The sequence below is a fragment of the Microbacterium sp. X-17 genome (assembly GCF_039615055.1).
Genome location: NZ_JBDHNI010000007.1, coordinates 256,476 through 270,526 on the forward strand (window position 1 = coordinate 256,476; position 14,051 = coordinate 270,526).

The following is a 14,051-nucleotide window of genomic DNA, read 5'->3' on the forward strand; positions in this document are numbered from 1 at the left end:
CACAGTACGGCCATACTGGGGATATGTCGCTCCCCATCGAGGATTACGCCCTGATCAGTGATTGCTTCACCGGGGCCCTCGTCGGACGAGACGGCAGCATCGACTGGCTGTGCCTGCCGAGGTACGACTCGCAGTCCACCTTCGGCGCCCTCCTGGGCACCGAGGACCACGGCCGCTGGCTGCTCGCGCCCGCCGATCCCGAGGCCACCAGCACGCGCGAGTACGAGCGGGACACGATGATCCTGGTCACCCGCTGGCGCACCGCGACCGGCGAGGTGGAGGTCGTGGACGCGATGCCGATGGGCGACCACCGCGCCGACCTGGTGCGGCGCGTGCGCGGGGTCAGCGGGCACGTGGAGCTGCGCGAGGAGCTGCGGATCCGCTTCGGCTACGCCAGCGCCATCCCGTGGGTGCGCAAGACGACCGACGAGAAGCCGGCCGCGCTCGTCGCCGTCGCCGGCCCGGACGGGCTCGTGTTCCGCGGGTCGGCGCTGCACGCGTCGAACCACGCGCACGAAGGACGGTTCACGGTCCACGCCGGCCAGACCGTCGACCTCTCGATGACGTGGTTCCCGTCGCACCGCGCGGCGCCGCCCGCGCTCGACGTCGAGACCTCCCTGCAGAACACTCGGCAGTGGTGGACGAAGTGGGCGGAGAGCTGCGACCACGAGGGGCCGTACCGCGAGGAGGTGGTGCGCTCGCTCCTCCTCTTGCGCGCCCTGACTCACCTGGAGACCGGCGGCATCGTGGCCGCGGCGACGACCTCCCTGCCCGAGCAGTTCGGGGGCGAGCGCAACTGGGACTACCGCTACGTGTGGCTGCGCGACGCCTCGCTGACCATCGGCGTGCTGCTCGCCCACGGCTACGACGACTCGGTCGACCACTGGCGAGACTGGCTGCTGCGGGCCATCGCGGGCGACCCCGGCGACGTCCAGATCATGTACGGCCTCGCCGGCGAGCGCGACCTCGCCGAACGCGAGCTCGACAGCCTCCCCGGCTACCAGGGCGCCCATCCGGTGCGGATCGGCAACGACGCGTCCACCCAGTTCCAGGCCGACGTGATCGGCGAGGTGATGCTCGCGCTCGACCGCGGCCGCGCCGCCGGGGTGCAGGAGACGCGGTTCTCGTGGGCGCTGCAGCGCGCGCTGATGGGCTTCCTGGAGGAGAACTGGCGCAAGGCGGACCACGGCATCTGGGAGATCCGCGGCGAGGAGCGGATGTTCACGCACTCCCGCGCGCTGGTGTGGGCCGCGTTCGACTGCGCGATCCGCGGCGTCGAGCAGTACGGGCTTGACGGCCCGGTGGAGCGCTGGCGCCGGCTGCGGGACCAGATCCGCGCCGATGTGGAGGCCAACGGCTACGACGAGCACCGCGGCAGCTACGTGCAGTACTTCGGCACCACCGAGGTGGACGCCTCGCTGCTGCTGCTCGCGCAGGTCGGCTACTGCGGCTTCGACGACCCGCGGATGCTCGGGACGGTGAAGGCGATCGAGGAGGACCTGCTGCGCGACGGCCTCGCCCTGCGCTACCGCACCGAGAAGGGTGTGGACGGCCTGCCTCCTGGCGAGCATCCGTTCCTCGCCTGCTCGTTCTGGCTGGTCGAGCAGTACGCGCGCTCGCACCGGCTGGACGACGCGACGCGGCTGATGGACCGCCTCGTCTCGCTGGCCAACGACGTCGGGATGCTGTCGGAGGAGTACGACGTCGAGGGCCGGTCGCAGGTGGGCAACACGCCGCAGGCCCTCACCCACCTGGCACTCGTGCGCGCCGCCGACGCCATCGCCGAGGTGCAGGCCGGGTGACGCCCGCGATCACGGAGCCCGCCACCGAGGAGGAGGTCGACCTCGGCGAGCGGCTGGAGCTCGGCGTGCCGTGGGTGACGATCGTCTGGAACGACCCGGTGAACCTGATGTCGTACGTCACCTACGTCTTCCAGACCTACTTCGGCTTCTCCAAGGCAGAGGCGAAGCGGCTGATGCTGCTCGTGCACAACGAGGGCCGCGCGGTCGTCGCGACCGGCACGCGCGAGGAGATGGAGCGGCACGTGGAGGCCATGCACGGGTACGGGCTGTGGGCCACCCTGACCAAGGCGGACGCGTGAGGCCGTTCCGCGCCGACCGGCACGGCGGCGGCGTCCACGCGCGGTTCGAGGCGGGCGAGGCCGAGGTGCTCCGGCGATTCGCCGCGGCTGCGGCCGAGCGTGCGGAGCGTGCGGGCTCGGACACGCGGGACGGGCTGCCGGCCGACCCCGCGCTGACGCGGCTGCTCCCGGACGCGTATCCGGACGACCCGGAGGCGTCCGCCGAGTTCCGCCGATTCACGGCCGAGCGGCTGGCGGAGTCCAAGGCGCAGAACGCGCGCGCGGTGATCGACTCGCTCAGCGGCCCGGCGAAGGAGGCGCGGCCGGACGGGGCCGTCGAGGTGCGCCTGGACGGCGCGCAGGCGCAAGCCTGGCTGCGTGCGCTCACCGACATCCGGCTGGCGCTCGCCGCCGACCTCGGCATCGAGCACGACGGGGACGAGGGCGACATCCACGACCTGGAGTCGGCGACGCGCCGGGCCGTCTACGACTGGCTCGCCGCCGTCCAGGAGTTCCTGATCCTCGCCCTCCCCCGCGCCTCCCGCCGCTGAGGTCAGACCGGGAAGCGGACGGCCGCGGCGACGGCTCCGCCGCCGGGGACGTCCTCCGCCCGCAGCGCGTAGACCTTCGCCTTGGAGGCCAGCGAGCGGCGGATGATCTCGTCCACCACGCCGTAGTTGCCCGCCGTGTCATCGTCCAGATACGCGATCTTGCCGGTCTCGTCGTCCAGCGAGCCCGGCACCCGCCGGTCGATGTCGAACACCAGCGTCTCCACCGCTCCGTAGGTCGCGGCACGAGCGATGTCGCTCAGGTCGACCAAGGCCGTGCCGCCGGCGATGCGGGTGGAGAAGTCCTCCTTCAGCGCGTCGATCTTCCCGGCGTAGAGCCGGTCGAGCACGCCGCGCGCGGCCGTCGCCAGCTCGTCCTCGGTCTTCTCCTCCGGGTTGCCCGCGATCACGTCGTCCACGAGCCGCGGATAGTCCGTCGCGCCGCGGAAGATCCCGGTCAGCGGCTCGGCCGCGGCCAGGATGAGCGGCTCGGTGGAGCTCGCCAGCAGCGGGTGCAGCGCGCGTTCGATCGCCTGGACGTACTCCAGCATGCGCACCTTCTGGCCCTCGGAGCCCTGGATGCGGCCCTCGGCGGCGCGCCCGCTGATGGAGGTCTTGCCGACCGCGGCGGCGACGTCCTTCGGCATCCCCTCGACCTCGACCAGCGCCGGCGGGAGCTCGGGGTCGATGCGGATCAGGCGCACCGAGTTCTGGGCGAGCGCGAGGATGAGCGCCGACTGCGGGAAGGTCACGGCGCGCAGCAGCGGCTTGATGTAGAACCGGTCGGCGACCTCGCACGCGGAGGTCAGCCGGTTGGGCAGGCGGAAGGTCTCGGCGACCTCCCCGTCGAGGAACACGGCGAGCGAGCGCGACTGGTAGCGCCAGAAGTCGCGGTCCTCCAGGATGCCCTCGCCCTCGGCCCGGACGGCGGCGATGCGGTGGCGATCGACGCCCATCGACTCCAGCGATTTCACCGCGAGGGCGAGGTGGTTCTTGAGGTCGATCCGCGCTTTGTCCGCCTCCGGCGGCGTCGTGCCGGTCGGCAGGTAGATGCTGACGCAGCCCGGTTCGCGCAGCGCCGCGATCCTCTCGATGTCGGCCTTGGTCGGAATGTCCTTGTACTCCACTTTTCCTCCTCGGTCGTGACCCGGCCGGACGTCGGCGGCCGGTCGCCCCAGTCTCGTCGCGGGTGCAGAGCGGCACAAGACCCCGGGGGTGAACCGTGGGGTCATCCCGTTGACAGATCCGAAAAGCGCGGCTACCGTCCTTTAAACCGGTTTAGACGTCACCCGTTCTGGGGGTGGCACCGGGCAGCTCGCTCTCAACCCCCTTTCAGAGCACAGAGACAGGAAACGCAATGAAGCGGAATCGACTCCTCGCCGCGGCGACGGGCGCAGCCCTCGCCGCCGCCGCGCTCGTACCGGTGATCGCCGCCCCGGCGAACGCCTCCCCCACTCCCGCGGCCCCGGCCGCCCCCACTCTGACGAACCTCGCCCATCTGAATTTCCTCCTGGACGACGTGCCGTTGCTTCCCGGGGTCGCGGGACACTCCACGTACCAGCAGAGCCAGGAGCCTTCCGCGCGCGCACCGTGGGTGTACGCCAACCGCAACGCCGACGGCAGCTTCACCCGCGTCGGCGGCGGCCCCATCACGAACGCCGCCAAGGGCTGGTACGCGCAGGGCTCCTTCGACGCCGACGACATCTCCCGTTCGGCCGTGGTCTACCTCCGCGACTGGAAGCAGAACGGCACGGCCGCCAGCCGCGCCTCCGCGTACGAACTGCTGCGCGAGCTCACCTACCTGCAGGTCGACTCCGGCCCGAACGCCGGAAACGTGGTGCTCTGGCAGCAGCACGACGGCACACTGAACCCATCCGCCATCCCGGCCGACAACCCCAACCCGAGCGACTCGGGCGAGTCGTACTGGCTGGCGCGCACGGTCTGGGCGCTCGGCGAGGGCTACGCGGGCTTCCAGAAGTCCGACCCGGCGTTCGCGTCCTTCCTCCAGCAGCGGATGGACCTCGGGCTGCGCTCGCTGGAGCGCCAGTCGCTCGCGAAGTACGGCACCACGGACACGGCGAACGGCGTGACCGTCCCCGGCTGGCTCATCACGAACAGCGCGGCCCCGACGGCGGAGGCCGTGCTCGGCCTGAGCGCGTACACCGCGGCGGCGCCCGGCGACGCCCAGGCGCGCACCGACCTCCAGCGCTACGCGAAAGGGATCGCCGGGCTGTCCTCCGGCGGCACCGGCCAGTGGCCGTTCGGCGCACTGCTGCCCGAGGCCAACTCCCCCACGTTCTGGCACGCCTGGGGCGGCATGCAGCCGGCGGCGCTGACCGCCGCGGCGACACAGCTCCACGACGGCGCCCTGCAGAGCGCTGCGAACACCGACCTCGCGAGCTTCACCCCGCAGCTGCTCGCCAGCGGCGGCCCGGACAACGGCTGGACGCCCACCCCGGCCGACCAGTCCCAGATCGCGTACGGCGTCGACTCCCGGGTGGAGGGCCTGGTCGCGGCCTCCGACGCCACCGGCTCGACCGGCCTCGCCACCCTCGCCGGTGCGCAGGCCGCGTGGTACTTCGGCGCGAACCCGGCCGGCGTGCCGGTGTACGACCCGGCCACGGGAGTCTGCGTCGACGGCATCGGCGGCGACGGCGGCATCAACCACAACTGCGGCGCGGAGTCGGTCATCCACACGGAGCTGAGCATGCTCGCGCTCGACGCGCACCCGGCGATCAAGCGCGAGGCCCTGGCCCTGACGCACCGCTCCGCCGCCGACGGCCTCCAGGTCGTCGAGGCCGAGAAGGGAACGCTCGCCGGCCCCGCCACCGTGGTCACCCCGCCGTCCGCGTGGACCGGCTCGGCGAACTGGTCGGGCGGCGCGTACGTCTCCGCCTCCACCGGCGCGACCGTCACGATGTCGCTTCCCGCCGGCCACCCGGCCGCGCGCATCCTCCCGATCGAGGACCTCGGCCCGGACGGCACCGCCACGAGCGGGTCGGGCACGACGGCGTGGACGGCGAGCGCCAGCAACCGCACCGCGCAGCTCGGCAGCAGCCAGAACGTGCGCCCCGGAGCGCAGGGCATCGCCCCCACCACGGTGTTCCTGCTGCCGCAGACCCTCCCGGTCTCCGCCCCCGTCGGCGCGACCACGGTCACCGCGACGGTGAGCGGTCAGGCCCGGCTCGACGCCGTGCTGGTGCAGCCGGAGGTCTCGCACCTCGGCCTGACCGGCTCGAGCCGGCTCGACGTCTACGTCAACGCCACCTCCGGCACGGCCACGCAGCACCTCGGCTCCTCCGGCCCCGTGCTCGCGACCCGCTACGACGCCTCCGGCCGCCAGGTCGGCGCGCCGATCCCGCTGAACGGGAACGGCACCGTCACGGTCGTACCGGGCGGCTTCACCACGGTGGTGCCGCGGTGACGCCGGCCGACATCACGATCAACGACGTCGCACGGGCGGCGGGCGTGAGCAAGGGACTCGTCTCCCTCGCCCTCAACGGCAAGCCCGGCGTGGCGCTGGAGACCCGCGAGCGCATCCTCGCGACCGCGCGGGAGCTCGGGTTCACCCCGAACCCGAGCGCCCGCGGGCTCACCACCCGCCGCGCCTACGCCCTCGGGCTGATCCTGCGCCGCGCCGCCCGCACCATCGAGGTGGACCCGTTCTTCGCGGCGTTCATCGCGGGCGTCGAGACGGTGCTCTCGGAGCGCGGCCAGGTGCTCGTGCTGACGGTCGTCCCCGACCACGAAGCGGAGGCCCGCGCCTACGAGCGGCTCGCGCTCGACAAGCGCGTCGACGGCTTCCTGCTCACCGACATCCTCGCCGACGACCACCGCATCGGGCTGGTGCAGGAGTTCGGCTCGCAGGCCGTCTCGCTCGGCGAGCCGGCCGGCGGCAGCCCGTTCCCGGTCATCACGCGCGACTACGACTCCGGCATCGACGAGCTCGTGGCGCACCTGCTCGGGCTCGGCCACACGCGCATCGCGCACGTGTCCGGCGACGAGCGGATGCTGCACGGCCTCCGCCGCCGCGAGCGCTTCGAGCAGGCCATGCTCGAAGCCGGCCTCCACCCCGTCATCGTCCCCACCGACTTCTCGCCCGAACAGGGCGCGGAGGCCACCAAGACGCTCCTCGACTCGGCGGAGCCGCCCACCGCCATCGTCTACGGCAACGACCCGATGGCGATCGCGGGCATGGGGGTCGCGCACGAGCGCGGCCTCCGCCTCCCCCAGGACCTGTCCATCACAGGGCTCGACGGCTCCCAGATCGGGACCTACATCTATCCGAGCCTGACGACCCTGGACAACGACCCGGCCGGCTGGGGCATCGCCGCCGCCACCGCACTGCTGCGGCTGGTGGAGGACGGCGAGCCTGCCGACGTCGCCCTGCCCCCTGCCCGACTGGTGGTGCGCGCCTCCACGGCCGCGCCATCGCGTCACTGAAATCACAGAAAGAGCACTCATCATGCGCAAACGCATCACCGGCTACCGCAGACTCGCGGTCGCCGTCATCAGCGCCGGCGTCGTCGCCGGCACCCTGGCCGCGTGCGGCTCCAGCGGCGGAGGCGGTCAGACCGACGCCATGAAGGCGCACGGCCCGATCACCATCTGGTACTCCAACAACGCCCAGGAGGTGCAGTGGGGTAAGGCCATGGTCTCCTCCTGGAACTCCTCGCACCCCAAGGAGCAGATCAAGGCCCAGGAGGTCCCGGCCGGGAAGAGCACCGAGGAGGTCATCGGCGCCGCCATCACGGCCGGCACCACGCCGTGCCTGGTGTTCAACAACCTCCCCGCCGCGACCGGACAGTGGGAGAAGCAGGGCGGCCTGGTCGACCTGTCCAAGTTCTCCGACGGCAACTCGTACATCCAGGGCCGCAGTGGTAAGACGGCCGACCAGTACAAGTCCCCGAACGGCGACTTCTACCAGATGCCCTGGAAGCAGAACCCCGTGATGATCTTCTACAACAAGGCGATCTTCCAGAAGGCCGGCATCGACCCGAACAGCCCCGACCTGTCGACCTACGACAAGTTCATCGCCGCGGCGCAGAAGATCAAGTCGTCGGGAGCCGCGCCGTACGCGATCTACCCGGCGCCGACCAGCGAGTTCTTCCAGCCGAACTTCGACTACCTGCCCCTGCTGGCCGCGCAGACCGGCGGCAAGACCTTCATCGAGAACGGCAAGTCGAACATCACGAGCCAGGACTCGATGGACGTGGCCAACTTCTGGAAGACCATCTACGCCGACGGTCTCGCCGGCAAGGAGCAGTACCAGGGCGACGCCTTCGCCGACGGCAAGTCCGCGATGGCCATCGTCGGACCGTGGGCGATCGCGGTCTACAACAAGGTCCAGTGGGGCTCCGTCCCCGTCCCGACCAAGGACGGCAAGTCCGCCGACCAGACCTACACCTTCCCGGACGCCAAGAACATCGGCATGTACACGTCCTGCAAGAACCAGGGCACGGCCTGGGACGTCATCAAGTACGCCACCTCGAAGGACCAGGACGGCAAGCTGCTGAACGTCACCGGCCAGATGCCGATCCGCTCCAACGTGTCGAGCGTGTACTCGAGCTACTTCGACTCGCACCCGGCCTACAAGGAGTTCGGCTCCCAGAGCGAGCGGACCGCTGACGACCCGACGGGCGTCAACACCATCGCCCAGCTGCAGGCCCTGCGCGACGCCTACACCAAGTCGGTGATCAACGGGACCGGGACGGTCGAGGACGCCTTCAAGGCCGCCTCGCAGAAGATCGACCAGCTCCAGGCTCAGAAGTAATCATGAGCACCCTCTCCGCACCTCCGGCGGCGGGCACCACGCCCGCCGCCGGGGCGCCCCCGCGTCGCCGCAAGCCGCTGCTGCAGCGCGTCCTCGGCACCAACCCGCTGGGCTGGCTGTTCGCGGCGCCGTACCTGATCTTCGTCCTGGTGATCTTCGCCTACCCGCTGATCTTCGCGGTCTACATGTCGTTCTTCGACTACTTCTTCGCAGCCCCGGGAGCACAGGTCACCCAGCCCTTCGTCGGGTTCCAGAACTACATCCAGGCCTTCACCGACCCGGCCGTGCTGCAGTCGTTCGCCAACGTCGGGATCTTCCTGATCATCAACGTGCCGTTGACCGTGGTGCTGTCACTGGTGCTGGCGAACGGGCTCAACAGCATCACCCGGTTCCGCACCTTCCTGCGCGTGAGCTACTACGTGCCCTACGTCACGGCGAGCGTCGCGATCATCGGCGTCTGGCTCTTCCTGTTCAACAGTACGGGGCTGGTCAACCAGATCCTCGGCCCGCTCGCCCCGAACCCGTCGTGGTTCATCAACCCGGTGCTGGCCATGCCGACCATCGCGATCTACGTGACCTGGAAGCAGCTCGGCCTCTACATCCTGCTGTACCTCGCCGCGCTGCAGAACGTGCCGCGCGAGCTGTACGAGTCGGCTGCGACCGACGGCGCGGGGAGGGTGCGGCAGTTCTTCTCCGTCACCGTGCCCGGCGTGCGGCCGGCGACCGTGCTCGTGCTGCTGCTCGCCACCATCACCGGCGCCAACATGTTCACCGAGCCGTACCTCCTGACCGGGGGCGGCGGCCCGGACGGCCACTCGACCTCCCCGGTGCTCCTGATCTACCAGCAGGGCATCCAGCAGGGTCACCCGGGCTACGCCTCGGCGATCGGCGTCGTGCTCGTGATCCTGGTGCTGATCATCGCCTGGCTGCAGAACCGATTCGCGGGAGGACGCGACTGATGACCACTCTCCAGAACGCAGGCGCCGACCCGGTGCCGGAGACTCCGCGCGCCCCGCGGAAGCGTGGTCGCCGCGACCTGGCCGCCTCCACGCGGCTGAGCCGTCCGCAGGCGATCCTGCAGGGGATCGTCCTGACGATCGGCGCCGTCGCCTTCCTGTTCCCCTTCTACTACATGCTGATCGGATCGCTCCAGGCGTCGCCCGACACGACCGTCGCCGGCGCGTTCCCCAATCCGGCCAACCTCACGCTGCACAACTACGCGGCTATCGACTCCCGGATCGACCTGTGGCAGGGACTCGTGAACTCGGGCATCTTCACCGGCGGCGTGCTGCTGTGCACGGTCGTGTTCGGCGTGCTCGCCGGGTACGCGCTCTCGATCCTGCAGTGGCGTGGGCGCGGGGTGACCTTCGCGCTGGCGCTGCTGGTGCAGACCATCCCGTTCCAGCTCCTGATGATCCCGCTGTACGTGCTCATCGCGCGCAACTACGGGCTCGGCGACAACTACCTGGGGATGATCCTGCCGTTCGCCATCAACTCGGCGGCGGTGCTGATCTTCCGGCAGTACTTCCTGCAGTTGCCGCGCGAGCTGTTCGACGCCGCCCGGGTGGACGGCGCCGGGGAGTTCACCCTGCTCTGGCGGGTCGCCCTCCCGCTGGTGCGGCCTGCGCTGGTCACGGTGCTGCTGCTGACCTTCATCGGCCCGTGGAACGAGTTCCTCTGGCCGTTCCTGATCACGAAGGAGGCGAGCCTGCAGCCGCTGGCCGTCTCGCTGGCGAACTACATCAGCACGGTCGCGGCCTCCACGGCCAACCCGTACGGGGCGATCCTCGCCGGGGCGGTCGTCCTGGCCGCGCCCGTCGTGGTGCTGTTCATCGTGTTCCAGCGCTACTTCACCTCCACCGACATCGGCTCGTCCGTCAAGGGCTGAGCCACCGCACCGAACGCAAGGAGAACCGTGGACGCCGCCTACACCGACGCCCTCCGCCTGAGCTACGAGGAGGCGCTGGGTCACTCCAACGCCCTCACCGACCACATCTCGACCGACCACTTCTCGGCGAACTACGTCGACCCGCCGGACTGGGCGATCGGCCCGTTCCAGCGGGACCCGGCGCTGACCTTCCGCCTCGACGGCCAGTGGGACGACCCCACCGGCGTCGGCTGGACGAGCAGCGCGATCTTCAACCCGACGATGATCGAGCGCGACGGGGCGCTGCACCTCTTCTACCGGGCCTCGCCGCGGATGGAGTCGACCGCCAGCCGCGTCGGCCACGCCGTGCGCCGCGACGGGGACTGGACGGACGACCCGGCCAACCCTGTCGTCTACCCGACGCTGCCCAACGAGACGCTCGGCTGCGAGGACCCCAAGGTCTACGAGGCGGACGGCCGGTATGTGCTGTTCTACAACGCGATCCGCCGCACCGACGAGGGCGAGACCGCGGTCGACATCATGGGGATGGTCTCCGACGACCTGGAGTCGTGGGAGAAGATCGGCCTGGTCGTCCCGCTCGACGTGTCGCTGGGCTGGGCCAAGGGGGCGGTGATCCCCCGCGACGAGCACGGCCGCGCGGTGCGGATCGGTGGCGAGTACCTGATGTTCCTCTCCGAGGGCTGCGGAGGCCGGCCGATGGTCGGCCACTCCGACGACCTGGTCTCCTGGACCTTCGCCGAGCAGCCCTACCTCGACCTGGCGCCGCTGCCCGGCAGCCTGTTCGAGGTCGCCTGCGCCGTCGTGCGCGGGGACGACCTCGTGCTGGACTTCTTCTACGCCGACGAGAACGGCGACTTCGCGGCGGCCCAGGCGCACTACTCCGTCGATGCCCCGTTCACCCAGCTCGGCCTCCACCGCGGCGGCTCCCTCGCCTGGGGCGGCCTGCAGAAGCTGGACGGCCGCTGGTCGTTCGCGCAAGGCTGGGACGCTCCCCGCGGAGAGCGCGAACTCTATGTCTACAAGGAGGTCACGAAGTGACTGAGCCCTTCCCGTACGCACTCACCCGCTCCGGCGTGGTGATGACTCCCGATCCCGGCGAGCCGCTGGAGTCCGAAGGCGTGCTGAACCCCGCGTCCGGCCGCGACGCCGACGGCGAGCTGTACCTTCTTCCGCGGCTGGTCGCCGACGGCAACGTGTCGCGGGTGGGCCTCGCCCGCGTGGTCGTCGAGGACGGCGTGCCGGTCGGCGTCGAGCGGGAGGGTGTCGTGCTGGCGCCCGACCGCGACTTCGAGCGCGGCCGGCGCAACTCCGGCGTGGAGGACCCGCGCACGACGTTCGTGCCCGCCCTCGGCCTCCACGTGATGACCTACGTCGCCTACGGCCCGCTCGGCCCGCGCACCGCGGTCGCCGTCTCGTCCGACCTGCGGTCGTGGCAGCGGCTCGGCCCGGTGAGCTTCGAGTACGACGACGAGCTCGGCGTCGACCTGGCGCTGTTCCACAACAAGGACACCGTGTTCTTCCCCGAGCCGGTCACCGGGCCGGACGGCGTGGAGAGCCTGGCCGTGCTGCACCGGCCCGTCTGGGACCTCGGCGAGGTCAGGGACGGCGAGGGCGCGCATCCGCCGACCGGGCTGGAGGAGAAGCGTCCCAGCATCTGGATCGCGTTCATCCCGCTGGCGGCCGTGCGCGAGGACCTCGGCGAGCTGGCGCGGTGGCGGCACAACCGCTTCCTCGCCGGCCCGGAGTTCCCGTTCGAGGAGCTGAAGATCGGCGCGGGCCCCGCCCCGGTGCGCGTGCCGGAGGGCTGGCTGCTGCTCCACCACGGCGTCACCGGGCGCCTGGAGCGCGGTGTCGACCAGCAGAAGCATGTCAACTACGCCGCCGGCGCGATGATCCTCGACGCCGACGAGCCGTGGCGGGTGATCCGGCGGACGGAGGAGCCGCTGCTGAGCGCCGAGACCGAGGAGGAGCGCAGCGGCATCGTGCCGAACGTCGTCTTCCCCACCGCGATCGAGCAGGTCGGGGACGCCCACTGGGTGTTCTACGGGATGGCGGACTCCAAGATCGGCGTCGCGAAGCTGGAGCGGGTGGCGACTTCCGCGACATGATGTCGAGATGACGTCCTCCCGTTCGTATGGACGGTGAGAGGAAGGAATCACGACCATGTCCCAGTACCTGCTCAGCGTCTACCAGCCCGACGGGCCCGTCCCGGAGCCGGAGGTCCTCGCCGCGATCGGCGAGGACCTCGACGCGCTCAACACCGAGATGCGCGCGGCCGGCGCCTGGGTGTTCTCCAACGGCCTCCTGCCGCCGCAGTCGGCGACCGTGCTGCGGCCTGCCGGCGCGGAGGTGATGGTCACCGACGGCCCGTTCGCGGAGGGCAAGGAGCACCTCGGCGGCTTCACCATCGTCGACGTCCCGGACCTGGACGCCGCCCTGGAGTGGGGCCGGCGTCTCGCCGTCGCGACGACGCTGCCGATCGAGGTGCGGCCGTTCGCGTGAGCCGCGACACGGAGGGCGCGGCCGTCTCCTCCGGAGCGATCGACTCGATCTTCCGCGAGGAGTACGGCCGCGCCGTCTCCGTGCTCTACCGCTCCCTCGGCGACCTCGACCGCGCGGAGGACGCCGTGCAGGAGGCCTTCGCCGTCGCCGTCGCCCGCTGGCCGGTCGACGGCCTCCCGCCCGCGCCGGCCGGGTGGCTCATCACCACCGCCCGCCGCCGCGCGATCGACCGGCTGCGCCGGGAGGCGGTCGGCCGGGAGCGGGAGGCGGAGGCGACGGCACTGCTCGCGCTGGCCTCCAGCGTGGAGGCCGCCGACACCGGCGCGATCCCCGACGACCGCCTCCGGCTCATCTTCACCTGCTGCCACCCCGCGCTCGCGCCGAACGCCCGGGTCGCGCTGACGCTGCGGCTGCTCGGCGGGCTCAGCACCGCCGAGATCGCGCGGGCGTTCCTGGTCCCCGAGGCCACGCTCGCCCAGCGCATCTCGCGCGCGAAGGCGAAGATCAGGGACGCCAGGATCCCCTACCGGGTCCCGGCCGCCGCCGACCTGCCGGAACGGCTCGGCTCCGTGCTGGCGGTGGTCTACCTGATCTTCAGCGAAGGCTACACGGCGACCGCGGGCGACCGGCTGGTGCGCGAGGAGCTGTGCGGGGAGGCGATCCGGCTCGCGCGCCTCCTGACCGCGCTGCTGCCCAACGAACCGGAGTCGCAGGGGCTGCTCGCCCTGCTGCTGCTCGTCGACGCCCGCCGGCCGGCCCGGATGGATCGCGACGGGTCGATGGTCGCCCTCCCCGACCAGGACCGCGGCCGCTGGGATGCCGCCCTGATCGCCGAGGGCCACGCGATCGCGCGCCGCTGCCTCGTCGCCGGGCGGCCGGGACCGTACCAGCTGCAGGCGGCGATCCAGGCCGTGCACGACGACGCCGCGCGCGCCGAGGACACCGACTGGCGGCAGATCGTCGCCCTCTACGACCAGCTGCTGCGGGTGCAGCCCTCCCCCGTCGTCGCCCTCAACCGGGCGGTCGCGGTGGCGGAGGCCGTCGGTCCCGAGCCCGCGCTGGCGGCGATCGAGCCGCTGCGCGAGGAGCTGGCGTCGTTCTACCTGCTCCACGGCATCCGCGCCGGACTGCTGCGCCGGTCCGGACGGCCCGGGGAGGCCGCGGCCGAGTACGACGAGGCCGTGCGGCTGTGCGCGAACGACAGCGAGCGGGAGTTCCTCGCGCGGCAGCGGGCGCTGCTGCCGGAGGCATGATCGGACT

13 protein-coding genes are annotated in these 14,051 nt (G+C 71.4%); 12 read left to right on the forward strand and 1 reads right to left on the reverse strand.

Going from position 1 to position 14,051, the window contains the following annotated elements; translation table 11 throughout:
* The first annotated feature begins 23 nt into the window (after positions 1-23).
* Genes ABCS02_RS30235 through ABCS02_RS30245 form a run of 3 tightly spaced genes read left to right on the forward strand, consistent with a single transcriptional unit; the run spans position 24 to position 2,631 of the window.
* Positions 24-1,802, forward strand: coding sequence for a glycoside hydrolase family 15 protein (locus ABCS02_RS30235; RefSeq protein WP_345839419.1), 1,779 nt, complete (start codon positions 24-26; stop codon positions 1,800-1,802).
* 8 nt (positions 1,803-1,810) lie between these two features.
* Entirely contained in the window at positions 1,811-2,101 is a 291-nt protein-coding gene (gene clpS / locus ABCS02_RS30240) for an ATP-dependent Clp protease adapter ClpS (protein WP_345839540.1), read from the forward strand.
* Positions 2,098-2,631 (forward strand): DUF2017 family protein, encoded by a 534-nt coding sequence (locus tag ABCS02_RS30245; RefSeq protein WP_345839420.1) that lies wholly within the window; start codon positions 2,098-2,100, stop codon positions 2,629-2,631. The genes clpS and ABCS02_RS30245 overlap by 4 nt, the downstream gene beginning before the upstream one ends.
* A 2-nt stretch (positions 2,632-2,633) precedes the next feature.
* Here ABCS02_RS30245 and ABCS02_RS30250 read toward each other — a convergent pair whose 3' ends face one another.
* Positions 2,634-3,755 carry a hypothetical protein gene (locus tag ABCS02_RS30250; RefSeq protein WP_345839421.1) on the reverse strand — a complete coding sequence of 374 codons (1,122 nt, stop codon included), beginning with the start codon at positions 3,753-3,755 and terminating at the stop codon, positions 2,634-2,636.
* A gap of 230 nt (positions 3,756-3,985) precedes the next feature.
* Between ABCS02_RS30250 and ABCS02_RS30255 the strand changes: the two genes are divergently transcribed.
* From ABCS02_RS30255 to ABCS02_RS30295, 9 genes are read left to right on the forward strand one after another with little or no spacing between them, the layout of a single operon-like run.
* On the forward strand, positions 3,986-6,052 hold the full coding sequence (locus tag ABCS02_RS30255) for a hypothetical protein (RefSeq protein WP_345839422.1): 2,067 nt from the start codon (positions 3,986-3,988) through the stop codon (positions 6,050-6,052).
* On the forward strand, positions 6,049-7,071 hold the full coding sequence (locus tag ABCS02_RS30260) for a LacI family DNA-binding transcriptional regulator (RefSeq protein WP_345839423.1): 1,023 nt from the start codon (positions 6,049-6,051) through the stop codon (positions 7,069-7,071). The genes ABCS02_RS30255 and ABCS02_RS30260 overlap by 4 nt, the downstream gene beginning before the upstream one ends.
* Before the next feature lie 22 nt (positions 7,072-7,093).
* Complete coding sequence (locus ABCS02_RS30265; protein ID WP_345839424.1) at positions 7,094-8,401, forward strand: extracellular solute-binding protein; 1,308 nt, start codon at positions 7,094-7,096, stop codon at positions 8,399-8,401.
* A gap of 2 nt (positions 8,402-8,403) precedes the next feature.
* The gene (locus ABCS02_RS30270) at positions 8,404-9,360 is read left to right on the forward strand and encodes a sugar ABC transporter permease (protein WP_345839425.1); all 957 of its coding nucleotides are present in this window, start codon (positions 8,404-8,406) and stop codon (positions 9,358-9,360) included.
* Positions 9,360-10,289 (forward strand): carbohydrate ABC transporter permease, encoded by a 930-nt coding sequence (locus tag ABCS02_RS30275; protein WP_345839426.1) that lies wholly within the window; start codon positions 9,360-9,362, stop codon positions 10,287-10,289. Before ABCS02_RS30270 ends, ABCS02_RS30275 begins: the two co-directional genes overlap by 1 nt.
* Before the next feature lie 27 nt (positions 10,290-10,316).
* Entirely contained in the window at positions 10,317-11,327 is a 1,011-nt protein-coding gene (locus ABCS02_RS30280; RefSeq protein ID WP_345839427.1) for a hypothetical protein, read from the forward strand.
* 41 nt (positions 11,328-11,368) lie between these two features.
* Positions 11,369-12,397, forward strand: a complete 1,029-nt coding sequence (locus ABCS02_RS30285; protein ID WP_345839541.1) for a glycosidase — start codon at positions 11,369-11,371, stop codon at positions 12,395-12,397.
* A 55-nt stretch (positions 12,398-12,452) separates the two neighbouring features.
* A complete protein-coding gene (locus ABCS02_RS30290) occupies positions 12,453-12,791 on the forward strand; it encodes a YciI family protein (RefSeq protein WP_345839428.1) in 339 nt (112 codons plus the stop codon).
* Positions 12,788-14,044, forward strand: a complete 1,257-nt coding sequence (locus tag ABCS02_RS30295) for a sigma-70 family RNA polymerase sigma factor (protein WP_345839429.1) — start codon at positions 12,788-12,790, stop codon at positions 14,042-14,044. Before ABCS02_RS30290 ends, ABCS02_RS30295 begins: the two co-directional genes overlap by 4 nt.
* Positions 14,045-14,051 lie beyond the last annotated feature (7 nt).